Below are 22,091 nucleotides of genomic sequence, written 5' to 3'. Positions count from 1 at the left end.
TATGTCTTACGAAAAATTATTCGTAATCAATAAAATGCCCATCACGATAATTAAAATTCCGCCACCGATTTTAAATTTGTCTAAGTGTTTATTTAACCCTTTGGCACGTTTTAGCAAGCTATCAGAGAAAAACGAAAACAGCACAAAAGGCGTTGCTAAACCAAGTACATAAACAAACATCATTGATGCACCGTAAAGTGCAGAGCCTTCATCGCCTGATAAAGCTAACACGGAAGCCAAAATCGGGCCAATACAAGGTGTCCAACCAAGACTAAACGTTAAACCAAGCACAAATGCCTCAAGTGCGGTCGATTTTCCTGATGTTTTGATTTCCACTAATTTCGTGCGTTCCAACAAACCAATTTTGAAAATGCCAAGTTGATGAATACCCAAAATAATCACGATAACGCCAGCGATAATGCGGGTAGTGTTACTAAATAAAATATTCCCTAAAAAACCAAAACTAAAGCCTAAACTGACAAATGTAAGGGAAAGCCCTAAAATAAATAAAAAAGTATTTAGGACTTTTTTACCGCCTTTACTCAAAATACCAAAATAAATTGGAATAATCGGGAAAATACAAGGCGAAAGAAAAGAAGCAAGCCCAGCTAAAAATACAGTTCCAATAAGGAGTTGTTGATCTAACATCCTGCATCTCCTTATTTTTTAATTGATTGAATCAAATATCCGTATCCTGCTTTTTCCATTTCAGCTAACGGAATAAATTTAATTGATGCGCTGTTAATGCAATAGCGCAAACCGCCTTTATCTTTCGGGCCGTCATCAAATACGTGACCTAAATGAGCATTGCCCGCACGACTTAACACCTCGGTACGTTGCATATTGAAGCTGTTGTCGGTTTGATAATGCACCACCTCTTTCGCTATTGGTTTCGTAAAACTCGGCCACCCACAACCCGATTCAAATTTATCATTTGAAGAAAAAACAGGCTCACCTGTGGTGACATCAACATAAATACCCGGTTGGAAATTATCCCAATATTCATTACTAAAAGAGCGTTCAGTATGTTTATTTTGAGTAACGGAATATTGCAATGGTGTTAATTTCGCTTTGAGTTCTGCATCACTCGGTTTCGGATAATCTTTCTCGTCAATCACAGGTTCATCTGCTTTGGTAATATCAATATGGCAATAACCATTTGGATTTTTCTTCAAATAATTCTGATGATATTCTTCCGCTACGATGTAATTTTTAAGCGGTTGCACCTCAATTTGCACTGTTTTTTTATATTTGGTTTGAAGCTGAGCGAGCGCTTGTTCGATCACCGCTTTATCTGCCCCATCTTGATAATAAATCCCTGTGCGATATTGTCTGCCACGATCGTTGCCTTGTTTATTTACGCTGGTTGGATCAATCACTTTAAAATAATATTGTAATAATTTATCGAGTGAAATTTTATTTGCATCGTAAGTGACTTTTACCGTTTCTGCATGATCGGTTACGCCAATCATCTGATAACTAGTTTTCTCCGTATTACCATTAGCATAGCCAGAAATCGCATCTTTCACACCGTGAATACGCTCCATATATGCTTCCATACCCCAAAAACAGCCACCAGCAAGATAAATTTCACGAATGTTTTGCATATTTTCCATTGCCATTTTTTGTTCTCCAGATGATGTTGAATTTTGTATTGCTAAAGTTGGTGTTGCACAACAAAGTGCGGTAATAAATAGAAATGTTTTTGATAGTTTCATTGTTTTTCCTTATGATGTAAAAATTAACGTTACATAAGGTTAGACGGCGGACAATCCGATTTCTTACAGATTTTTGTAAAATTTTTAAAGAAATTGACTAAAATTCATTGTTATAATCAATAATAAAGGGTTAAAACACGCTATTTTCTAAGGCAAAAAAATCTATATGCAATCACATTCCACTCCTTCGCTTTATCACAAAGCGATTAGTTTTATGGTATCAGCGTACTTTTCCATTACCTTGATGAATGTATTTGTCAAAACTGCATCTCAAACAATCCCTGCAAGTGAAACCTTATTTTCACGCTTTTTAATCGGCTTTCTTTTCTTACTGCCTTTTGTGATTAAAGATCGCGATTTTAAAGTAGATACCCGTCAATGGAAATTTTTAATCCTGCGGAATGCCGCGGGTGTATTGAGCATGTTGATTAACTTTTATGTCGTGAAGTTCTTACCTCTCTCCATCGCGGTCTTATTGATGAATACCTCTGCCCTATTTATCCCGATTTTATTGCTCTTTTTCCATCAAAAAACACCGCTTAATGTACTTTTGTGTAGCTTAATCGGTTTTCTTGGCGTTTCCATTATTTTACTCACCAATCACAATGGCGAGGTTGATCCTATTTATGTGCTGATTGGATTATCTGGTGCCATATTGGCAGGAATGGCATTTATTGGCTTACAAGAATTAAACAAATACAACACACCGAAAAATATCGTATTTTATTTTCATCTGATTGGTACATTCATGTTACCGATCTTCTTTATTCATCAATGGAAAATCCCTAATTTATACGAGCTTGGTTTATTGCTATTGGTGGGCGGATTTGGATTGATTTTCCAATTATTGCTCACTCGCGCTTTCAGATATGCGCCAGCCAACGTTATTACCCCTTTTGCTTTCACTGGTGTCATTTTCTCTAGCGTTTTCGACTGGCTCTTTTGGCATCATACGCCTAACCTCTATTTTTGGTTCGGCGCAGTTGTAATTGTGGGAGCGGTAAGTTTATTGGCAAAAATGAAGAAATAAACACTTTATTTATAAGAATATGAAATTCTGTACAATTAGGTTATAGCTGGCTCAATAAAGTGCGGTAAAAAATAACGGTGTTTTTCACTCCGTCAAAAATTCCTAATGTGAATCTTTAAATTTCTTCATCATCATACTTAAGGTTTTGCAATTTCGTTGAAAACGACGGCAATGAGGGCAAGTTAACAAATGCATTTTTAAACTCATTTTTTCTTGCAATTCTAATGGTCGCTCATGAGAATCAGAAATTATTCGAGTGGCTTGAATACAACGCATAATTTTCTCCTAAAGTTTTTTTGATAAACAATTTTGCAACTGCAAACGGGCCCGATAAAGTGTGGTATGCAAGTTGGATGTGGTAAGCTGAGCCTCTTGACAAATTTCATCCGATGACAATTCTAAAAACTCTCTCATCATAAAAATTTTGGCATGTTTAGCGGGTAAACAAGTCAGGCAAGTTTCGAAAATCAACCAAAACTCATCAGAATACACCGTTTCCTCTTCGCCCTGTAATTCGCTCGGATAATATTCTATTTTCCAATGCCCAGTATCATCAAAAAATGTATTAGTTGACTGTTCATCTTCAATCTCACTTTCTAATACAAAGCGTCCTTTCTGGCGAAGATAATCAATAATTTTATTTTTTAGAATGGCAAAAACCCAAGTTTTAAAAGCGGATTGATGCTTGAAATTCGCGAGATTGTTAAATGCACTTAAAAATGCTTCTTGTACTAAATCCTCAGCAAGGTCAGCATGATGCAACTGTAACATTGCAAATTTCAACATCTGCGTACGAATTTGTTGTAGTTCCGTATCAGAAATAGCATTCATTTTAATTCCTTTAAAATTTTTGTAAGAAATGAAAAAGTGTTTCGTCTAATAAGATGAAAGAAACAATTTCTTTCACTACTATTTTTACCACTCAAACAAGGAAATTTAAAATGAAAAATATTACATTAAAAAGCACAATCTTAGGTATGACTATGTTATTTGGTGCGACAACCGTTTATGCAGAAGAAATGAAATCTGATACCATGCCAATGAAATCAGAACCGATGATGAATACCCCAATGAAAAAAATGATGGAATCAGATGATATGAAAATGCACTCTGACCACATGATGAAATCTGACAATATGATGAAGTCTGATGAAATGGGCATGAAATCTGATATGAAAATGAAATCTGATAAAAAGATGAAATCAAATAAAAAGATGAAATCAAATAAAAAAATGAAATCAAATAAAAAAATGAAAATGACAAAAGAAAAAATGTAAAAAATTGTCTGTAAAAGTGCGGTAAAAAATCTCAAAATTTTTCACCGCACTTTGTTAAATCGGAGTTTACATCACCACAACATCAAACTGTTCTTGGTTATAAAACTGTTCTGTTTTCACCTTCACTCGTTTGCCAATAAACATTTCCACTTCTGGTAGCAAACCGTGAGATTCTTCATTAATAAGATATTCGGAAACCGCTGGCGAGGCATAAACAACAAATTGTTCACTACTGAATAAATGATACACCCGAATAATTTCACGCATAATTTCGTAGCAAACTGTCTCGACCGTTTTCACCCGACCGCGGCCATGGCAAGTTGGACATTCATCACATAGCACATGCTCAAGGCTTTCTCGGGTTCTTTTACGAGTCATTTCCACAAGACCTAATTGCGTAAAGCCATTCACATTGGTTTTCACACGATCTTTAGAAAGCGCATCACATAAAGATTCTAATACTCGATTGCGGTGTTCATCTGTTTGCATATCAATAAAATCAATAATGATTATGCCACCAAGATTACGTAGTTGGAGTTGCTGAGCAATAGCTTTAGTTGCTTCAATATTGGTATTGAAGATGGTTTCTTCTAGATTACGATGCCCCACAAATGCACCGGTATTAATATCAATGGTGGTCATGGCCTCTGTTTGCTCAATAATTAAATAGCCACCTGATTTGAGATTAACACGTTTATCTAAGGCTGTTTGGATCGCATTTTCAACCCCATACACATCAAATATAGGTTGATTGCCAGAATAAAGAACAAGTTTATCGCTTAATTCAGGCATAAATTCATCGGTAAATTCTTTCACTTCGCCAAAGCAAAGTTTAGAGTCGATACGAATTTTTTCTAAGTTTGTGCCGATAAAATCACGCAAAATACGTTGTGGAAGCGCTGGCTCGCCGTAAATTTTTGATTTGGTTGGATACTTAGATTTACGCTCTAAGACTTTACGCCATAAGCGTTTTAAAAATTCAGCGTCTTGACGTAATTCTTCTTCGCTTGCCCCTTCTGTGGCGGTACGAATAATAAAACCACCGAGTTCATCACAAAATGGTTCAACCAAGGCTTTTAAACGGGCGCGTTCTTCTTCGCTTTCAATACGTTGTGAGACGCCTACGTGGCTATTTTCCGGCATAAAAACAAGATGACGCGATGGCAATGTGATATCTGTTGTTAAACGTGCACCTTTTGTACCTAGCGGATCTTTTACCACTTGTACAACAATATCCTGTCCTTCGCGTACTAATTCTGAAATGCTCTTAACTTTAAATTGCTTTTGTTCATTTTCATCTACACATTCCGTGTGGGATACAATATCAGCAGCATGTAAAAAAGCCGCTTTTTCCAAACCAATATCAACAAAAGCAGACTGCATTCCCGGTAGCACTCGAGTTACACGACCTTTATAAATATTTCCGACAATTCCTCGTTTGGCTTGGCGTTCAATATGCACTTCGCGCAACATTCCTGTTTCTACTAGCGCAATGCGTGTTTCGTTAGGCGTTACGTTCATCAATAACTCTACAGCATCCATTTTATATTCCTAATTTCTTAAATTTCATCAAATATTTAGTCTAAATAGAATAATAGCCCGAAATAAGGTAAAATGCACCCTTTATGAAATTTTCAACCCATTTTGGACTTATTAAATGTTTGGATTCGACCCAACTCTTGTTACTTTTACTATTTATATTTTCGGGATGTTGCTGATTGGCGTACTAGCCTATTATTACACGAATAATTTATCAGATTACATTCTCGGTGGACGTCGTTTAGGCAGCTTTGTCACGGCAATGTCTGCTGGTGCTTCAGATATGTCTGGTTGGCTTTTAATGGGCTTGCCTGGTGCGGTATATTTATCAGGCTTAGTTGAAGGCTGGATTGCTATCGGCTTAACGCTTGGCGCTTATTTTAACTGGCTTCTGGTGGCTGGTCGTTTACGTGTTTATACTGAATTAAATAATAATGCCCTCACTCTTCCAGAATATTTTCACAATCGTTTTGGTTCATCACACAAATTATTAAAACTTGTTTCTGCCACCATTATTTTAGTGTTTTTTACTATTTATTGTGCGTCGGGTGTAGTTGCAGGTGCAAAATTATTCCAAAATTTATTTTCGCTCGAATATTCCACCGCACTTTGGTATGGAGCATTAGCCACTATTCTTTACACTTTTATTGGTGGTTTTTTAGCAGTAAGTTGGACAGATACCATTCAAGCAACCCTTATGATTTTTGCGCTGCTTTTAACGCCTATTTTTGTGTTATTAAGCATTGGCGATACCGCTCAATTTTCCTCGGTATTAGCGCAAGCTGAAGCAGCTGCCAATAAAGATTTTACAGATTTATTTACTGCCACTACGCCACTTGGTCTATTAAGCCTTGCCGCTTGGGGATTGGGATATTTTGGGCAACCACATATTTTAGCGCGTTTTATGGCGGCTTATTCTGTCAAATCACTTATCAAAGCCCGTCGCATTAGTATGACATGGATGGTGCTTTGCTTAGGTGGAGCAATTGGTATTGGCTTCTTCGCGATTCCTTATTTCTTTGCTAATCCAAACATTGCAGGCACAGTCAATAACGAACCAGAGCAAGTGTTTATTGAACTTGCTAAACTTTTGTTTAATCCTTGGATCGCGGGTATATTACTTTCAGCTATTTTAGCTGCAGTAATGAGTACATTAAGCGCGCAATTGTTAATTTCATCTAGCTCAATTACAGAAGATTTCTACAAAGGTTTTATTCACCCTAACTCATCTGAAAAAGAGCTCGTATGGCTTGGAAGAATAATGGTGTTAGTTATTGCCGCACTTGCGATCTGGATCGCACAAGATGAAAACAGCAAAGTATTAAAACTTGTCGAATTCGCTTGGGCTGGTTTTGGTAGTGCATTTGGCCCTGTTGTACTTTTCTCTCTTTTCTGGAAACGAATGACATCATCAGGTGCGATGGCGGGTATGCTTGTAGGCGCAGTGACAGTATTTGCATGGAAAGAAGTTGTTCCAGCTGATACCGATTGGTTTAAAGTATATGAAATGATCCCTGGTTTTGCTTTCGGTAGCCTTGCAATTATTGTTGTCTCATTGCTGTCTAGCAAACCAGAACAAAATGTTCTAGATACCTTTGACAAAGCAGAGAAGGCCTATAAGGAAGCAAAATGATCGACTTTCGCCCTTTTTATCAACAAATTGCGACCACAAATTTATCAGACTGGTTAGAGACCTTACCACTCCAATTAAAAGAATGGGAAACTCAAACTCATGGCGATTATGCGAAATGGAGCAAAATTGTTGATTTCCTACCTGATTTACATGCTGATGAAATCGATCTCAAAAGTGCGGTGAAATCTGACCGCACGTCTCCCCTTTCAGAAGGTGAAAAACAACGAATTATCCATCATTTAAAACAATTAATGCCATGGCGAAAAGGGCCTTATCATCTTTTCGGCATTCATGTAGATTGTGAATGGCGTTCAGATTTTAAATGGGATCGTGTTCTTCCTCATTTAGCTCCACTGCAAGGTCGCACTATTTTAGATGTGGGTTGTGGCAGCGGTTATCATATGTGGAGAATGGTAGGCGAAGGAGCAAAAATGGTCGTCGGGATTGATCCTACAGAGCTTTTCCTTTGCCAATTTGAAGCAGTACGCAAGCTGCTTAATAATGATCGTCGAGCAAATCTTATCCCGCTTGGTATTGAGCAAATGCAACCATTAGCGGCATTTGACACTGTATTTTCAATGGGCGTACTCTATCATCGTAAATCCCCATTAGATCATTTAAGCCAGTTAAAAAATCAATTGGTAAAAGGTGGTGAATTAGTATTAGAAACGTTAGTGGTGGATGGCGATGTAAATACTATACTTGTACCCGCAGATCGCTATGCGAAAATGAAAAATGTTTATTTTATCCCCTCTGTCACCGCATTAATTAACTGGCTAGAAAAAGTTGGGTTTACTAACGTGCGTTATGTTGATGTAGCGACAACTACATTAGAAGAACAACGTAAAACTGATTGGCTAGAAAATGAAAGCTTGATTGATTTTTTAGATCCAAATGATCACAGTAAAACCATTGAAGGTTATCAAGCACCGAAAAGAGCGCTCATTTTAGCGAACAAATAAGCTTTCAATCAAAAAAGGGGGATATTATCCCCCTTATTTTTACCTACTACTATAAGATATTCTTTTCACCACGAGATAAACTAATTAATCCTGAACGAACTATTTCAAGCAATGTTGCTTCCTCTTTTAATGCATTAATAAAAGCATCAATTTTATCTTTCGTACCGCTAAGTTGAACGGTATAAGATTTTGGCGTCACATCTACAATCTGTCCACGGAAAATATCCGCTAAACGTTTGATCTCATCACGAGATGAACCGACCGCTCTTACTTTAACCAAAACTATTTCACGCTCTACATGCTCTTGCTCACTCAAATTAATCACTTTAAATACATCAACTAATTTATGAAGTTGCTTTTCGATTTGCTCTAAAACCTGCTCATCTCCCACAGCTTCTATCGTCATACGAGACAATGTAGGATCGTCCGTTGGTGCAACTGTCAAACTTTCAATATTAAATGCACGTTGGGAGAATAAACCAACAACACGAGATAAAGCACCAGACTCATTTTCGAGTAAAACAGATAAAATTCTACGCATTAGTTTGTCTCCTCTTGAGGTTTACTTAAAATCATTTCATTCATTGCGCCACCACGAATTTGCATTGGATACACATGCTCAGATTCATCTACATTAATATCTACAAATACTAATTTATTTTTAATACTGAATGCTTCTTGCAATTTACTTTCAAGTTCATCTGGCGTCGCAATTTTTATACCAACATGACCGTAAGATTCAGCCAATTTCACAAAATCAGGCAAGGAATTCATATAGGTTTGCGAGTGGCGGCCAGAATAAATCAAATCTTGCCATTGTTTTACCATTCCTAAGAAATGATTGTTCAAACAAATAATAACAACAGGGATGCCATACTGAGTTGCAGTAGAAAGCTCTTGAATATTCATTTGAATACTTCCATCACCAGTAACGCAAACCACCGTTGCTTCCGGATGAGCCAATTTCACGCCTAATGCAGCGGGCAAACCAAATCCCATGGTACCAGCGCCACCAGAGTTAATCCAATGACGAGGCTCATCAAATGGATAATGTAACGCTGCAAACATTTGATGTTGCCCTACATCAGAAGCCACATATGCCTGTCCTTTAGTAAGACGATATACCGCTTCCATGACTTGTTGCGGTTTAATCACGCCAGAAGTGCGGTCAAATTCCAAACATTTTTTTGCTTTCCATTGGTTGATTTCTTGCCACCAACTTTCAAGATCTGTTTGAGATTTTAATCCCTCTTCATTCAATAAACTCAGAAATTCTTCCAATACATTTTTCGCATTTCCGACAATTGGAATCGCCGCTGGAACATTTTTAGAAATGGAGGTTGGATCAATATCAATATGAATCACTTTAGCATTTGGGCAATATTTTTCTAAGTTATTTGTTGTACGATCATCAAAACGAACACCAACCCCTAAAATAAGATCACTTTCGTGCATTGCCGTATTGGCTTCGAAAGTACCGTGCATCCCTAACATTCCTAGGAATTGTTTATCTGTGCTTGGATACGCGCCTAATCCCATTAGAGAGGCTGTTACAGGTAAATTTAAACGATGTGCTAAAATTGTTAATTCTTCACTACACTCCGCTGAAATTGCCCCTCCGCCCACGAAAAGCACAGGTTTTTTCGCCACTAAAAGTGCTTTTAATGCTTTTTTAATTTGGCCTTTATGTCCATTTACTGTGGGATTATAAGAGCGTAACTCGACAGATTTTGGATATTCATACGGATATTTAAAATTAGGATTTACTGTATCCTTTGGAATATCCACCACAACAGGACCAGGACGACCAGTTGAGGCAATATAAAAGGCTTTTTTTAGTATCGCCGGAATATCTTCTGCTTTTTTCACAATAAAACTATGTTTTACAACCGGGCGAGAAATCCCTACCATATCACATTCTTGGAATGCATCTCGGCCAATTAAATTACTCATGACCTGACCAGAAATAATGACCATAGGAACAGAATCTGTATAAGCCGTTAAAATACCAGTGATTGCATTTGTAGCTCCAGGGCCAGATGTTACTAACACACATCCCACCTTACCTGTTGAACGTGCATAACCATCCGCCATGTGAACAGCCGCTTGTTCATGGCGAACTAAAATATGTTCAATACCACCTAGTGTATGGATTGCATCATAAATATCTAATACCGCTCCACCAGGATAACCAAATAAATACTCTACGCCTTCATCGCGTAAAGACTGAACTACCATCTCTGCGCCAGATAACTTCTTCATCTTTTACTCCTAAAACGAACCGCACTTTTCAAAAGTGCTCATGCTTTGTATCAATTATTTACATCATACTAAGCAAAAAGTTTTTGTCTAGTGTACATAACAGCTAAAAACAGCATTTAAACAGAATAAAAAATTAAATAATAACTAAATTTCAGATTATTATAAAAAAATAATAATTTTAAATAAAAAAAATGCGACTATATGTCGCATTTTATAAATTAAGCAAAATTTAATTTTTTATTCAGTTTTTTGAACTAGATCACATTTTTAACGTTTTTTCACTGCAAATACGATTAAAAATAATGAAACCGCTGTCGCAACAAAACCTGCTAAACCTGAATAAGTGAAACCTACCACGATGTAACCGATAGCCGTTGCGGCTGCAACTGTCGCTGCATAAGGAAGCTGAGTGGTCACATGATCCATATGGTTACATTTTGCACCAGTTGAAGATAAAATCGTTGTATCAGATACTGGCGAACAGTGGTCACCACATACCGCTCCCGCCATTACCGCTGATAAACAAGGGAGTAATAATTCTGGCGCAGCATTTGCAGCCATAGCCGCTGCAATTGGTAACATAATACCGAATGTCCCCCAGCTCGTACCTGTTGAGAATGCCATTGCAGAACCAAGAATAAATAAAATTACAGGTAAGAATTGCATTGGGATATTACCAGAAACAAGAGAAGATAAATATTTACCAGTTTGCATATCCCCAACGACTTTATTAATTGTCCACGCAAAGAATAAAATCGCAATTGCACCAGACATTGATTTAATACCTACGATCCAAGAACGTGCATATTCTGGGACACTTACTTGACGATCAATAATAATTAATAAAGTAGAAACTAGAATTGAGCAAGTACCACCCACAACTAAAGAAGTTCCAACAACCGTATTTTCAAATGCACCTAAAATGCTAAATTCTTTACCATCCGCTGCTAATGCTGATGCACCAGTGTAAATCATCATTGTAACCGTTGAAAAAATTAAAACTAAGATAGGTAATACGAGATTACGTACGTGACCTTTTGCACCCGTTTCTTCTTCTAATTCATCTTCAGAATTTTCCAAAGCTAATTTTTCATGGCGTGCCATTGAAGCAATATCGAAAGAAAAATATGCTACAAAGAACACCATAATAATTGAGAAAATTGCATAGAAGTTCATTGAACTCATTGCCACGAATGCGCCAATTGGTGTGTACTCAGTGATGGAATAAGTCGCTAATAAACCGCCTACTAAAGTAATAATGTATGCGCCCCAACTTGAAACAGGCATCATTACACACATAGGTGCTGCCGTTGAATCCAAAATATAAGCAAGTTTAGCACGAGAAACTTTAAAACGATCTGTCACAGGACGAGCAATTGCGCCTACAGCAAGACTGTGGAAATAATCGTCAATAAAAGTAACAAAAACTAATGATGCAGCTAATAATTTAGCACCACGACGACCTTTAATACGGCTTTGTGCCCATTCAGCAAACGCACGATTACTACCTGATACAGTTAAAAGTGCGGTTAAAACACCAAGCAATAATAAGAACAAGACAATGTTCATATTAGAGTTAATTGCACCATCAGCATAAACAAGTGAAATCACGTTGCTTGATAGATAACTGAAAGAGGGGCCAATATTCCAGCCACCTAACATTAACGCACCAACAATAATCCCTGCACTGAGAGACACCAATACACGACGAGTTGCAATCGCCAAGACAATCGCCAGTAAAGCTGGGATGATTGACCAAACTGAGGATGAAAAATCGATAAGTTCCATTAAGAGATACCTACAATTAATGGAGAGAACGGAAAGCAAAGGACAGAATAAGACCAGAACAACCGTAGCGCTCCATAGTTAATCAAAAAAACTATGACAGTGACGCCCCTTTCAAGTACGCCACCAACTAGCTGAAATGACTTTCAACTAATTTCGGCAATCATTCCTTTCTTTTTTCTTCATCGTTATCCACTCAGAAAAAATACTTATAATAATTGCACCTCTACTTTTGTAGTGTCTAACAAGATTACCTTAAAAATCTTGCATTGCCAACAAAAATAATATTATTTTTATAATAAATTTAGATAAATACACCTTAATTTTAAAACAAAATATTAACATAATTTAATTTTAATATATTTATATAAATTCAGTATTTACAAATTTTTTAACTTTCTCTATTATTAATAGAGCTAATTTTAAATTAACAAACATTGATTTTTACTATGAGGTTTATAATGAATGAATTAACAAAAGGATTAATGAATCTACGTAGTTTACGTGTTGCTGTACGTGAACTCACTTTAGAACAAGCAGAAAGTGCGCTTGAAAAACTACAAACTGTAATTGAAGAAAAACGTATTGCTGAAGAGGAATTGATTAAGTCTGAAGCAGAACGCAAAGAGCGTATTGCAAAATATAAAGAATTAATGGAACAAGATGGTATAACGGCTGAAGAATTCCAAGCTATTTTTAATGTATCATCTGTTACTCCTAGAGTTAAACGTGCACCTCGCCCAGCAAAATATGCCTTTATTGATGAAAATGGAGAGCGTAAAACATGGACTGGTCAAGGCCGAACACCTCGCCCAATTCAAAATGCATTAAATTCAGGTAAATCATTATCTGATTTCGAAATTTAATTTTTCTATTTGAAACTAGAACCCATTTTTATGGGTTCTATTTTTTCATCTAAACCTAGCACACAACATTATGATCGAAAAAAAAATATTACTCACCGATTGTCCTGATGATAAAGGCCTAATAGCTAAAATAACTAACATTTGTTACAAACATCAACTAAATATTCTGCATAATAATGAATTTGTGGATTTTGAAACCAAACATTTCTTTATGCGCACAGAATTGGAAGGTATTTTTAACGAAGCTACTTTATTAGAAGATCTAAAATATAGCTTACCCGAAGGAACACATTGTCGATTAATTGGTGCAAAACGTAAACGAATTGTTATTTTAGTCACAAAGGAAGCTCACTGTCTTGGCGATATTTTAATGAAAAATTATTATGGTGCGCTTGATGTAGAAATTGCAGCAGTAATCGGCAACCATGATAATTTACACGAGCTCGTTGAGCGCTTCAATATTCCATTTCATTTAGTTAGTCATGAAGGCTTAACTCGTATTGAGCACGACAAATTATTAGCTGAAAAAATTGATGAATACATGCCAGATTATATTGTTCTCGCTAAATATATGCGTGTACTAAATCCCGAATTTGTTGCTCGTTATCCAAATCGAGTGATTAATATCCACCATTCATTTTTACCTGCTTTCATTGGCGCCAAACCTTATCAACAAGCCTATGAACGAGGTGTAAAAATTATCGGTGCAACAGCACATTTCATTAATAATGAATTGGATCAAGGTCCAATCATTATGCAAAATGTCATTAATGTGGATCATACTTATAGCGCAGAAGCGATGATGCGTGCTGGTCGTGATGTAGAAAAAACAGTATTAAGTCGCGCACTTGATCTTGCTTTACACGATAAAATTTTTGTTTATAAAAATAAAACGGTGGTGCTGTAATGGAAAAAATCACCCTTTCTCCAATAAGTGCGGTTGAAGGAACAATTAATTTACCAGGTTCTAAAAGTTTATCAAACCGAGCATTACTTTTGGCTGCCTTAGCTAAAGGGACAACAAAAGTAGCCAATTTATTAGATAGCGATGATATTCGCCATATGCTTAATGCATTCAGCTCCTTGGGCATGAAATATCAACTTTCTGATGATAAAACAATTTGCGAAATTGAAGGCTTAGGAGGTTCATTTAATATTCAAGATGGACTTTCTCTTTTCCTTGGCAATGCAGGAACCGCAATGCGTCCCCTAACTGCCGCGCTTTGTTTAAAGGGGCAAAAAATGGGGGAAATCATCTTAACAGGTGAACCTCGTATGAAAGAACGGCCAATTCTACATTTAGTAGATGCATTACACCAAGCGGGTGCAGAGATTCGCTACTTAGAAAATGAAGGTTATCCTCCGCTCGCAATTCGCAACACTGGGATAAAAGGGGGAAAACTCAAAATTGATGGTTCTATTTCATCCCAATTTTTAACCGCACTTTTAATGTCTGCTCCACTTGCAGAAAATGATACAGAAATTGAAATTATAGGTGAATTAGTCTCTAAACCTTATATTGACATCACCCTTTCAATGATGAAAGATTTTGGTGTTCATGTTGAAAATCATGATTATCAAAAGTTCCACGTAAAATGCAATCAGTCCTATATTTCACCGGGTAAATATTTAGTAGAAGGGGATGCCTCATCAGCCTCTTACTTTCTCGCAGCTGGAGCCATTAAAGGAAAAGTAAAAGTAACGGGAATTGGCAAAAACTCAATTCAAGGCGATCGTTTATTTGCTGATGTATTAGAAAAAATGGGGGCAAAAATCACTTGGGGAGAGAATTTTATTCAAGCCGAACATGATGAATTACACGGTATTGATATGGATATGAACCACATTCCTGATGCTGCAATGACGATCGCAACCACTGCTCTTTTTGCCAATAGAGAAACCGTCATTAGAAATATTTATAACTGGCGCGTAAAAGAAACAGATCGATTAACAGCAATGGCAACTGAGCTACGTAAAATTGGTGCAGAAGTCGAAGAAGGCGAAGATTTTATTCGTATTCAACCGCTTGCATTCAATCAGTTTAAACATGCTGATATTGAGACTTATAACGATCACCGCATGGCAATGTGCTTTTCGTTAATTGCACTTTCAAATACATCAGTCTCAATACTTGATCCTAAGTGTACAAGCAAAACATTTCCGAAATTCTTCTATGAATTTGAAAAAATTTGTATAAGAAACTAACTTGAAGTGCGGCTAAAAATATGACCGCACTTTTCGTGCATTATAATCCTACATTATCTTTAATCCGTTCAGCAAACATGCCGATGCTCAACGCAAAATAATTAGATTTATTCCAATCCAAAATAGTACGGAAATTATTTGAAACTAAAAACGCTCTGCCCGCTTCACGATCAGGGCGAACTAACCAAAGCTGAGCATTTTCAAGTGTACTTAACTTGGCTTGCTCCTGTGGATTGGCGCTTTTTAAAATTAGCCCCATCGCTTGCCAATCTTTTAAAGAGCGAGCTTTATTACTTTCTGTACCAGAATAACTCAAATCAATAGGTTGCGTAAGCATCACCTCTACGCCCCAAGGCAAACTATTATCCCAGCCTACTGTATGCAAATAATTTGCGATAGAAGCGAAAGTATCAAACTGGTTTTTCCAAATATCTTTTACACTATCATTATTTCCATCAGCTGCATAACGTAAGAAAGTGCTTGGCATAAACTGAGTTTGTCCCATCGCGCCCGCCCACGAACCTAACATACGTTCACGTTGAATATGATCTTTTTCAAGCATTTTCATGGCTGAGATAAATTCTTTCGTAAATAATTTTTCTCTACGACCTTCAAAAGCCAAGGTTGCTACTGCAGAAAGTACATCATATTTGCCTTGATAATGCCCGAAACTACTTTCCATTCCCCATAACGCAAGCAAATACTCCTGCTGAACACCATATTTTTGGCTTGCTTTTTGCAATGGTGCTTGTACTTCCCAATAACGCTCAACCGCGACATTCACTTTATTTTGAGTTAGCACTCTATTGAGATAATTGCTCGTGCCATTCGGATTAGCCACTGGAGGGGAATTAGGATCTCTTTTACGAATTTTACCGGCTTGTTCACGATCTAAATCCACTGCCTTTTGCATATAGAGAATATTATTTTGAGCATTTAATACCGATAATGACACACCTTCAGCAGCAGCTTTACCTTTTAAAAATTGAACATAATCATTAAAATTTTCTGGCGTTCTTTGCTTAGTATAACTGGTGCTATTGACCACTGGCTTAATATCAGATGAACTAGAACAACCAACTAAAAAAAGTGCGGTGGATAATGCAGAAATTTTAAATAAAATATTTAATTTCATCGTATTTCCTATTTACGTAAAAAAATTTGATAAAGGTTCTTCAATAACGAGGTTGGCAATAAACGAGAACCAAAACGCAATGCGAAAGTAAATAATCCAGATAACAATCCTTGAATTCCCAAACGATATTTTAATTTGAACAAACGCCATTCTGCTTTGGCTTGATTGACTCCACGGCGACGACTCACCATGCCATTTCCTACTCGTGCATAAACTAAAATATCAGGCAAATTCGCCACATATAAACCTTGTGCGACAAGTTTGATCCACAAATAATAATCTTCTTGAAGATCTTCATATCCACCACAATTAATGACCGCACTTTTTTGATATGCCACCGTCATATGATTAAATGGACAACGTTTTTGCGTGAATTTGATAATTTCTTGACCCGATGTTGGCACATTACGATATGCCACAATATCATTTACATTTTCACCAAATTCAGCAATTTGTCCGCCAAAAATAATGGTTTCAGGATGCTGTTCAATAAATGCCACTTGCTTTTCAAAACGATTAGGCACGCAAATATCATCGGTATCCATACGGAAAACCCAATCATAAGCACAATGCAATAAACCTTCATTTAAGGCTTTGCCTAAGCCTAGATTTTGCGGCAATTTAACTAATGTTAATGGCAGTTTTGTTTCAAACTCCGTCACAACAGATTCTAATTCTGGTGTTACTGCACCATCAAAAACCAATACAATTTCATCTGCTTGACGAGTTTGTGCAACAAGACTTTCAAAACACTCCCGCAAGAATTGAGGATTTTCCTTAATATATAAGGACATTAGGACTGAAAATTTCATTTTATTTTCCTACATAAACCGTTTTAAATTGATGGCTAATTTTGGCGAAATTAAAATAACCAACGTAATAATGAATTGCTTAATGCTTTTTGTTTTCTTAAAAAGATCAAAATAATATTTTGCTGCTTTACGCGATAAATTCATGATATGGGGATAAGCCAAAATATAGCTCGCGTTAATATCAAAATTATGAGCTTGCTCTACCGTTTTCACATAATGCTCGCGAATATAGTCAATCGCTTTTTGCGTATTAGTAGTATCCGTAGACACACTTGAACGTTTAGTATGGAAAGTACAATAAGTCAGTGGCTCATTAATTTTATAAGGGGTAAAACTCGGCTCTTGTAGCAGTTTTAATAAGAAATCATAGTCTTCCAAAGAACGAAGTGCGGTGGATAATCCACCTATTTTTAAAAACATCTCTTTTTTAATCGCAACCATTGGCATACCACCAATCTTATTGGCTAATAAAATACGTTCTGTCGAGATTTCTTGGGGTTCAATCGGTTGAGTCACATAAGTAAACCCTTCATTGACCATTTCACACTTAGCTGGATGATAAATAAAATTAATATTTGGATTTTGCTCAATCACTTGTAGTACTTTTTCACATTTTTCCGGCATAAATCGATCATCATCATCGAGAAAAAGCAACCAATCTCCCTTTGATGCACGTGCACCAATATTGCGACTTTCCGCTGCACCTTGATTCGTTTCATTACGAATCACTGTAACTGGGAAAGAATAGCGTTGCTCAACGACGACTTTTTCTTTTGAGCAATCATCCACAATAATCACTTCAAAATGAGTCGATGTTTGTTGAGCTAAACTTTCTAATAAAGCTGGCACTTCTGCTTTTCGATTATAAGAAGGCACAATAATGCTTAACATAATTCCTTCCTTTAATTAGCCAAATTTTTCTTAATCGCAAAAATTTTTTTCAATGGATATTTCATTAATTTTTTAAACAAATTATTGGATAAAGATCCACGAATACTTTCTAAATTGCTTATCAATACAGGATTTTCAATTACCATGAGAGGGCGAACCACTTTATTTCTTATATTAAAATCCTGTTCAAAGAGTAAAAAATCATCCGCCAACCAAAATGGTTTATTTTGAGAAATTTGCTGGATAAATCTTCTTGCAGCAGATTTTTTAATAAGATAACCCACCGTGCCGGCAAAATAACTTTTATAAGGGAAAGCGTAATTTACATTGCCTGTTTTTTTGCATAGAAAAGAAAAAGTTGTCGGATAATTAATTTCTAAATCAAAATCATTGAAATCATTAATTTTGGACTGTCCAACCAATATAATTTCAGACTCAAGTTTTTCTGATAAAAGCGCGGTTAAATTTTGCTGAAAATCTGAGTGGAATAAAGCGTCATCTTCACAGACTAACGCATAGCTATCTTCATCGATGTCATTGTCTTCAACAATTTTTTGGTACACAGAAAGATGGCTTAATGTACAGCCTATTTCACCCTTAGTGACATTACGGCCATAATGTGCTTTAAATTGTTCAATATTAAAAATAGAGGCTAATTCATCCCAATCTTTTTGCATGGTATTAATAGCAGAAAACACTTGGAAATCCTCAGTATTTTTTTGAGAAAAGAATAATTCCCGACGTTGAATATCTTTATCTAAAGAGATCAAATATTTTTTTAACATAAAATTATTCCTTATAAAATCGCTTTCCATTCTTCAATAATTTTCTCAATGCCATAATCTTCACTCATTAAACGAGATTTGTCTGACATCTGTTGATAAAGTTCAGGATTATTCATTAATAAATCCAAACTATTAACCATTTCTTCAATATTATTTTTTTCACAAAGAAAACCATTTTCTTTATGCTCCACTAATTGATTTACACCCGGAGAACAATTAAAGGCAACAATAGGCAAACCAAATGCCATCGATTCAATAACAACTAAAGGCAAGCCTTCTGTTTGTGAAGGTAAACAATAAATTGAACTGCTTTCATAATAAAAAGCGACATCATTGGTACGAGGAATAAAATTAACTGAATCTTCAATACCTAACGCTTTAGCAAGATTTTTTAAATTCTGTTCTTCCTCACCCGACCCCACTATTTTTAAATTCCAATCTGGGTGATTTTTTGCTAAAACTTGCCAGGCTTTTAATAAATAATCAAAACCTTTATAAGAAAATAAATGCCCTACAGATAAAATAGTTTTATTTTCCCATTTTGCTAATTTATTCTTTGGCAAAAGAGTATTTGGGTTAGCTATACTGATTATATTGTTCGTTTTAAATTTTTCTTGCCACAGCGTTTTTTCTGACTCGGTTAATGTGACGACTTTATCACATCTTGTTGAAGCTAAATATTTACCGAGAGTGCGAACTAGACGATTGCCAGTAAAGTTAAAAGAATAATGCTCCCATAAAATATGCTTTACATTTACATTGACCAACGCCAAAGCAGAAAAGAGCATTATCGCACCATCAACCACAATTAAAGTATCCAGCTGCAATTCTTTAACCAATTCTCTTAATTTTTTTGTGATAGAAAAATAATCTTTTTTCAATGAATAGGGCAATTTATTCATTGCGTAAATATTAATTTTTTCATCGACTTGGAAAAAAGGCTTATTACCGCCAATGCTAATAAAAGAAACATCATATCCCTGTTTAGCAAGAGCATTAGCAACATTAATGGAAACGCGCTCTGTTCCACCCGCACTTTCGATATTCATAATAAAGAAACCAATTTTTTTCATCTTAAATTTCCTTATAAATCGTTAATCCAAGTTCTGGGAATGAATCATAACAAAATTGCCATCTTGGAATACTCGTTCTAATAAAACGAATTTCTACATTAGGATGACTTAATAAATTAAACGCAACTGAACTGAAGAACGTGTAAATAATCACTTTTTTATCTGCTAAATTCTTAAATACGTAATCTTCAAAAATGAGTTCTGATTCAACATAATTTACCCCATCTACTCGGTAATCTTCTGCAGGATGAGGGAAATAATAGTCAAAAGGAATCTGATCTTTTAATTTTTTTATTAATGAGATATTTTCCTCTTTTGTATTTAACAAGGGTTGTCCAATAAAAAATGAAACTTCGCCATCTATATCACAATTGACTTTATTATCCCATAAGGAAATGGGTTCAATATTGGGAACAATATTTCTGTAACTAGGATAAACCGTATAATGTTTTTTTATTTTGTTAAATAATTTATGCACATTATATTTATCGCCAATAAAAGCTTTAATCAGTTTATATTTAAATGTGTCAGGTTCTCTCAATAAATTGGGGTGTGGGAAAATATTATCTGAGCCATCATCAAAGGTATAAAGCTCTTTAAATGAAACATGACTAAGATAAGTTTGTAGCCATAATGAATTAAGATTGGCGAGAAAAACCTTATCAAAACCTTTGTGCGTAATTTTATTCTTAAGCTGGCGCATTAACTTGAGAGAATCGAAACCTTTTAGATCCTTTCCCGTATCAATGTTGATCGAATCATTACAAACTTCTGCTAATTTACTCGCATACAAGGTTCTTTTTTTATCCCATACGCCACCAAACATGACGCCAAAGAATTGCTCGTTAGGATGTAATTCAATGATTTTTCTCGCAATTAATACTTGCAATGGTGTGCAACAAAGAATGAGATTCATAGGGTTTTACTCACTTTAGATGTCATAAAATAAAGAATAGGAATAATGGAAAGCGAACCAATAATTCCAGCATAAGGGATATATTTAATTTCTGTAAAAGTTAAAACTACAAGGCTTGCTACATAAATGATTGTAGATAAAACCGAACATTGGGAAATAAGTTTATTTTTTCCATAATAGAAAAGATAATTAACTAAAATCAAATAAGGAATACTTAATGTGGTCGAAATTAAAAATAAAATAAAATAATATTTCGTTCCTACAAATTGGCTACCTAAAATCCAAACTAGCACATCTTCAGGAATAATCCCTATGACTAAAGCGGGAATAGGTATCAGCAAAAAGGAAAATAGCGCCCATTTATGCAGCTGTTGAACTACTAATTTTTTTTGTTTTAAGGCTTCATAAAAATAGGGAATAATCGCTTTATTAAGTGCTTGAATCGCAATAGAAACTACCAAAGCAAGTTGAGCACCCATGGCATAAAGCCCTAAATCTGTTTCACTGAATTTGTGATAAATAAAAATACGGTCTAACTGCCCTTTTAAGAAAAAGCTCGCATGATGCAAAATAAGCGGTAATCCAAATCCTAAAATATAAAATAATGCAGATTGATAATGTTTAAATTGATATTTTTTAGATGTTGCACTCTTTCTGTAAAGAAAATAAGAAAAAAACCAAACGACTAAATTACTCAACAAAATAGCCAAAATTCTTTTTTCAACAAGATCATTTTGATAATACTCGAGTAATGCGACGGTAAATACCGCACCAGTAACAGTGAGTGAAAATTGAATAAAAGCATAAGACCAAGCCTTTTTCTGGCATTGTCTTACACTTAACTGAACATTTAAGAAAGATTGAAAAATTGAGGAAAGTGCAGCGTAAAATAATATTTCAGACTGAGCAATCCAACAACCCATTAAAATAATGCAGCCAATTATCGTGGTATAAGCATAGCCGGTATTCACCACTAAATTTAATGAACGTTTTCCGTAAAAATAAAAATAACGGGAAATTGCGCCTTCTTGAGTTAAAGAAACCACAATTAAAAATAAACTTAAAAAAGTTTGATAATAAGAAAGTGAGCCATACCCTTCTACGCCCAATTTACGCGATAAATAAGGCAAAAGTAAAAAAGGAACTAACTTTGACGATAATTCCCCAACAAGGTAAATGACACTGTCTTTAAAAACTTTCAT

22 protein-coding genes and 1 riboswitch are annotated in these 22,091 nt (G+C 35.7%); of the genes, 7 read left to right on the top strand and 15 right to left on the bottom strand.

Translation table 11 applies throughout. The features are described 5' to 3' along the window. Positions 1–6: 6 nt before the first annotated feature. Complete coding sequence (locus KP712_RS02155) at positions 7–648, bottom strand: cytochrome c biogenesis protein CcdA (protein ID WP_005628783.1); 642 nt, start codon at positions 646–648, stop codon at positions 7–9. Positions 649–659: 11 nt separating this feature from the next. Next, positions 660–1,718 carry a bifunctional peptide-methionine (S)-S-oxide reductase MsrA/peptide-methionine (R)-S-oxide reductase MsrB gene (gene msrAB, locus KP712_RS02150; protein ID WP_111407342.1) on the bottom strand — a complete coding sequence of 353 codons (1,059 nt, stop codon included), beginning with the start codon at positions 1,716–1,718 and terminating at the stop codon, positions 660–662. A 166-nt stretch (positions 1,719–1,884) separates the two neighbouring features. Here msrAB and KP712_RS02145 point away from each other — a divergent pair, with 166 nt between their 5' ends. Next, positions 1,885–2,748 carry a DMT family transporter gene (locus KP712_RS02145; RefSeq protein ID WP_111407341.1) on the top strand — a complete coding sequence of 288 codons (864 nt, stop codon included), beginning with the start codon at positions 1,885–1,887 and terminating at the stop codon, positions 2,746–2,748. Between the two features lie 102 nt (positions 2,749–2,850). On the opposite strand, the gene KP712_RS02140 is transcribed toward KP712_RS02145, so the two are convergent. Both KP712_RS02140 and KP712_RS02135 read right to left on the bottom strand, forming a co-directional pair. Then, positions 2,851–3,024, bottom strand: a complete 174-nt coding sequence (locus KP712_RS02140) for a zf-HC2 domain-containing protein (protein WP_111407340.1) — start codon at positions 3,022–3,024, stop codon at positions 2,851–2,853. 9 nt (positions 3,025–3,033) lie between these two features. Continuing rightward, positions 3,034–3,579: a sigma-70 family RNA polymerase sigma factor gene (locus KP712_RS02135; protein WP_111407339.1), complete on the bottom strand. Its 546-nt coding sequence runs from the start codon at positions 3,577–3,579 to the stop codon at positions 3,034–3,036. A 110-nt stretch (positions 3,580–3,689) separates the two neighbouring features. Between KP712_RS02135 and KP712_RS02130 the strand changes: the two genes are divergently transcribed. Then, positions 3,690–4,025, top strand: a complete 336-nt coding sequence (locus KP712_RS02130; protein WP_111407338.1) for a hypothetical protein — start codon at positions 3,690–3,692, stop codon at positions 4,023–4,025. Between the two features lie 66 nt (positions 4,026–4,091). Here KP712_RS02130 and rng read toward each other — a convergent pair whose 3' ends face one another. After that, the gene (rng, locus tag KP712_RS02125) at positions 4,092–5,567 is read right to left on the bottom strand and encodes a ribonuclease G (protein ID WP_046950290.1); all 1,476 of its coding nucleotides are present in this window, start codon (positions 5,565–5,567) and stop codon (positions 4,092–4,094) included. 115 nt (positions 5,568–5,682) lie between these two features. Here rng and putP point away from each other — a divergent pair, with 115 nt between their 5' ends. Both putP and cmoB read left to right on the top strand, forming a co-directional pair. Continuing rightward, positions 5,683–7,197 carry a sodium/proline symporter PutP gene (gene putP, locus KP712_RS02120; protein WP_111407337.1) on the top strand — a complete coding sequence of 505 codons (1,515 nt, stop codon included), beginning with the start codon at positions 5,683–5,685 and terminating at the stop codon, positions 7,195–7,197. Continuing rightward, entirely contained in the window at positions 7,194–8,159 is a 966-nt protein-coding gene (cmoB, locus tag KP712_RS02115; RefSeq protein WP_111407336.1) for a tRNA 5-methoxyuridine(34)/uridine 5-oxyacetic acid(34) synthase CmoB, read from the top strand. The genes putP and cmoB overlap by 4 nt, the downstream gene beginning before the upstream one ends. 49 nt (positions 8,160–8,208) lie before the next feature. Here the strand turns inward: cmoB and ilvN are convergent, their stop codons facing one another. The 3 genes from ilvN to KP712_RS02100 all read right to left on the bottom strand — a co-directional run bounded on the left by ilvN (position 8,209) and on the right by KP712_RS02100 (position 12,209). Then, positions 8,209–8,700, bottom strand: a complete 492-nt coding sequence (gene ilvN, locus KP712_RS02110; RefSeq protein ID WP_048952595.1) for an acetolactate synthase small subunit — start codon at positions 8,698–8,700, stop codon at positions 8,209–8,211. After that, positions 8,700–10,421, bottom strand: a complete 1,722-nt coding sequence (locus KP712_RS02105) for an acetolactate synthase 3 large subunit (protein WP_065264739.1) — start codon at positions 10,419–10,421, stop codon at positions 8,700–8,702. The genes ilvN and KP712_RS02105 overlap by 1 nt, the downstream gene beginning before the upstream one ends. Before the next feature lie 267 nt (positions 10,422–10,688). Next, positions 10,689–12,209, bottom strand: coding sequence for a Na+/H+ antiporter NhaC family protein (locus KP712_RS02100; RefSeq protein WP_129587483.1), 1,521 nt, complete (start codon positions 12,207–12,209; stop codon positions 10,689–10,691). A 57-nt stretch (positions 12,210–12,266) separates the two neighbouring features. Continuing rightward, positions 12,267–12,443: riboswitch (Lysine riboswitch) on the bottom strand. A 224-nt stretch (positions 12,444–12,667) separates the two neighbouring features. Between KP712_RS02100 and KP712_RS02095 the strand changes: the two genes are divergently transcribed. The 3 genes from KP712_RS02095 (at position 12,668) to aroA (ending at position 15,277) form a co-directional block, all read left to right on the top strand. Further along, the gene (locus KP712_RS02095; protein WP_111407335.1) at positions 12,668–13,072 is read left to right on the top strand and encodes an H-NS family nucleoid-associated regulatory protein; all 405 of its coding nucleotides are present in this window, start codon (positions 12,668–12,670) and stop codon (positions 13,070–13,072) included. A 70-nt stretch (positions 13,073–13,142) separates the two neighbouring features. Then, the gene (purU, locus tag KP712_RS02090; protein WP_111407334.1) at positions 13,143–13,979 is read left to right on the top strand and encodes a formyltetrahydrofolate deformylase; all 837 of its coding nucleotides are present in this window, start codon (positions 13,143–13,145) and stop codon (positions 13,977–13,979) included. Further along, entirely contained in the window at positions 13,979–15,277 is a 1,299-nt protein-coding gene (gene aroA / locus KP712_RS02085; RefSeq protein ID WP_111407333.1) for a 3-phosphoshikimate 1-carboxyvinyltransferase, read from the top strand. Before purU ends, aroA begins: the two co-directional genes overlap by 1 nt. A gap of 40 nt (positions 15,278–15,317) precedes the next feature. Here aroA and KP712_RS02080 read toward each other — a convergent pair whose 3' ends face one another. Genes KP712_RS02080 through lsgA form a run of 7 tightly spaced genes read right to left on the bottom strand, consistent with a single transcriptional unit; the run spans position 15,318 to position 22,091 of the window. Next, positions 15,318–16,412 carry a lytic transglycosylase domain-containing protein gene (locus KP712_RS02080; RefSeq protein ID WP_111407332.1) on the bottom strand — a complete coding sequence of 365 codons (1,095 nt, stop codon included), beginning with the start codon at positions 16,410–16,412 and terminating at the stop codon, positions 15,318–15,320. Between the two features lie 8 nt (positions 16,413–16,420). After that, the gene (gene lsgF / locus KP712_RS02075) at positions 16,421–17,224 is read right to left on the bottom strand and encodes a lipooligosaccharide biosynthesis galactosyltransferase LsgF (RefSeq protein ID WP_165818720.1); all 804 of its coding nucleotides are present in this window, start codon (positions 17,222–17,224) and stop codon (positions 16,421–16,423) included. A gap of 9 nt (positions 17,225–17,233) precedes the next feature. Continuing rightward, entirely contained in the window at positions 17,234–18,115 is an 882-nt protein-coding gene (gene lsgE, locus KP712_RS02070) for a lipooligosaccharide biosynthesis N-acetyl-glucosamine transferase LsgE (RefSeq protein WP_111407331.1), read from the bottom strand. An 11-nt stretch (positions 18,116–18,126) separates the two neighbouring features. Continuing rightward, positions 18,127–18,900 carry a lipooligosaccharide biosynthesis galactosyltransferase LsgD gene (lsgD, locus tag KP712_RS02065; RefSeq protein ID WP_111407330.1) on the bottom strand — a complete coding sequence of 258 codons (774 nt, stop codon included), beginning with the start codon at positions 18,898–18,900 and terminating at the stop codon, positions 18,127–18,129. A gap of 11 nt (positions 18,901–18,911) precedes the next feature. Further along, positions 18,912–19,973, bottom strand: coding sequence for a lipooligosaccharide biosynthesis family 4 glycosyltransferase LsgC (gene lsgC, locus KP712_RS02060; protein WP_111407329.1), 1,062 nt, complete (start codon positions 19,971–19,973; stop codon positions 18,912–18,914). Position 19,974: 1 nt separating this feature from the next. Beyond that, complete coding sequence (lsgB, locus tag KP712_RS02055) at positions 19,975–20,889, bottom strand: lipooligosaccharide biosynthesis sialyltransferase LsgB (RefSeq protein ID WP_111407328.1); 915 nt, start codon at positions 20,887–20,889, stop codon at positions 19,975–19,977. After that, positions 20,886–22,091, bottom strand: a complete 1,206-nt coding sequence (gene lsgA / locus KP712_RS02050; RefSeq protein WP_111407327.1) for a lipooligosaccharide flippase LsgA — start codon at positions 22,089–22,091, stop codon at positions 20,886–20,888. Before lsgA ends, lsgB begins: the two co-directional genes overlap by 4 nt.

This window comes from Haemophilus sp. SZY H68 (genome assembly GCF_018829685.1).
Lineage (GTDB): Bacteria > Pseudomonadota > Gammaproteobacteria > Enterobacterales > Pasteurellaceae > Haemophilus > Haemophilus haemolyticus_K.
This window is presented reverse-complemented; position numbering and strand designations above follow the sequence as displayed.

Excerpts from the sequence above, each read along its gene's own strand:
- KP712_RS02155 (WP_005628783.1), bottom strand. The coding sequence starts at position 648 with ATGTTAGATCAACAACTCCTTATTGGAACTGTATTTTTAGCTGGGCTT.
- msrAB (WP_111407342.1), bottom strand. The coding sequence starts at position 1,718 with ATGAAACTATCAAAAACATTTCTATTTATTACCGCACTTTGTTGTGCA.
- KP712_RS02145 (WP_111407341.1), top strand. The coding sequence starts at position 1,885 with ATGCAATCACATTCCACTCCTTCGCTTTATCACAAAGCGATTAGTTTT.
- KP712_RS02140 (WP_111407340.1), bottom strand. The coding sequence starts at position 3,024 with ATGCGTTGTATTCAAGCCACTCGAATAATTTCTGATTCTCATGAGCGA.
- KP712_RS02135 (WP_111407339.1), bottom strand. The coding sequence starts at position 3,579 with ATGAATGCTATTTCTGATACGGAACTACAACAAATTCGTACGCAGATG.
- KP712_RS02130 (WP_111407338.1), top strand. The coding sequence starts at position 3,690 with ATGAAAAATATTACATTAAAAAGCACAATCTTAGGTATGACTATGTTA.
- rng (WP_046950290.1), bottom strand. The coding sequence starts at position 5,567 with ATGGATGCTGTAGAGTTATTGATGAACGTAACGCCTAACGAAACACGC.
- putP (WP_111407337.1), top strand. The coding sequence starts at position 5,683 with ATGTTTGGATTCGACCCAACTCTTGTTACTTTTACTATTTATATTTTC.
- cmoB (WP_111407336.1), top strand. The coding sequence starts at position 7,194 with ATGATCGACTTTCGCCCTTTTTATCAACAAATTGCGACCACAAATTTA.
- ilvN (WP_048952595.1), bottom strand. The coding sequence starts at position 8,700 with ATGCGTAGAATTTTATCTGTTTTACTCGAAAATGAGTCTGGTGCTTTA.
- KP712_RS02105 (WP_065264739.1), bottom strand. The coding sequence starts at position 10,421 with ATGAAGAAGTTATCTGGCGCAGAGATGGTAGTTCAGTCTTTACGCGAT.
- KP712_RS02100 (WP_129587483.1), bottom strand. The coding sequence starts at position 12,209 with ATGGAACTTATCGATTTTTCATCCTCAGTTTGGTCAATCATCCCAGCT.
- KP712_RS02095 (WP_111407335.1), top strand. The coding sequence starts at position 12,668 with ATGAATGAATTAACAAAAGGATTAATGAATCTACGTAGTTTACGTGTT.
- purU (WP_111407334.1), top strand. The coding sequence starts at position 13,143 with ATGATCGAAAAAAAAATATTACTCACCGATTGTCCTGATGATAAAGGC.
- aroA (WP_111407333.1), top strand. The coding sequence starts at position 13,979 with ATGGAAAAAATCACCCTTTCTCCAATAAGTGCGGTTGAAGGAACAATT.
- KP712_RS02080 (WP_111407332.1), bottom strand. The coding sequence starts at position 16,412 with ATGAAATTAAATATTTTATTTAAAATTTCTGCATTATCCACCGCACTT.
- lsgF (WP_165818720.1), bottom strand. The coding sequence starts at position 17,224 with ATGAAATTTTCAGTCCTAATGTCCTTATATATTAAGGAAAATCCTCAA.
- lsgE (WP_111407331.1), bottom strand. The coding sequence starts at position 18,115 with ATGTTAAGCATTATTGTGCCTTCTTATAATCGAAAAGCAGAAGTGCCA.
- lsgD (WP_111407330.1), bottom strand. The coding sequence starts at position 18,900 with ATGTTAAAAAAATATTTGATCTCTTTAGATAAAGATATTCAACGTCGG.
- lsgC (WP_111407329.1), bottom strand. The coding sequence starts at position 19,973 with ATGAAAAAAATTGGTTTCTTTATTATGAATATCGAAAGTGCGGGTGGA.
- lsgB (WP_111407328.1), bottom strand. The coding sequence starts at position 20,889 with ATGAATCTCATTCTTTGTTGCACACCATTGCAAGTATTAATTGCGAGA.
- lsgA (WP_111407327.1), bottom strand. The coding sequence starts at position 22,091 with ATGAAAGTTTTTAAAGACAGTGTCATTTACCTTGTTGGGGAATTATCG.